The 698-nt window shown below is 57.2% G+C and carries 1 pseudogene; it reads right to left on the reverse strand.

Going from position 1 to position 698, the window contains the following annotated elements:
• Positions 1-698, reverse strand: a pseudogene (gene rpoB / locus A3730_RS02115) (DNA-directed RNA polymerase subunit beta); the annotation flags it as partial.

A 698-nucleotide genomic window follows, 5' to 3' on the forward strand; every position in this document is an offset into this window, starting at 1 on the left:
CGCCACGCGCATGTTCTGGCCCAGGGCCAGCTCACCCATGTCAACGGACGGACCGTCAGCCATGATGTCGCGGGCAGCAACCCGATCACCCACTTTCACCAGCGGACGCTGGTTGATGCAGGTGTTCTGGTTGGAGCGGGTGTATTTGGTCAGGTTGTAGATATCTACACCCGCTTCACCTTCGCTCACTTCGTCATCGTTCACTTTCACGATGATCCGGGACGCATCCACCTTGTCGACGATACCGCCACGGGTGGCAACCACACAGACACCGGAATCGCGGGCCACATGACGCTCAAAACCAGTACCGACCAACGGCTTGTCAGCACGCAGGGTGGGCACAGCCTGACGCTGCATGTTGGAGCCCATCAAGGCACGGTTCGCATCATCGTGCTCAAGGAACGGGATCAGGGACGCGGCCACGGATACCACCTGACGGGGAGAGACATCCATATGGGTAATGGTGTCACGTTCCATCACGGTAAATTCGTAACGGTGACGCACAGTAACGAAGTCTTCTTCGAAACCGCCGTCCTCAGTCATTTTCGCGTCTACCTGCGCAATCACGCACTCGGCTTCTTCAATCGCGGACAGATATTCGATTTCTTCGCTGACCTTGCCGTCGATAACCTTCAGGTACGGAGACTCGAGGAAACCATACTCGTTGGCGCGGGCATAGGTGGCCAGGGAGTTGATCA

It is taken from the genome of Alcanivorax sp. HI0044 (assembly GCF_001634945.1).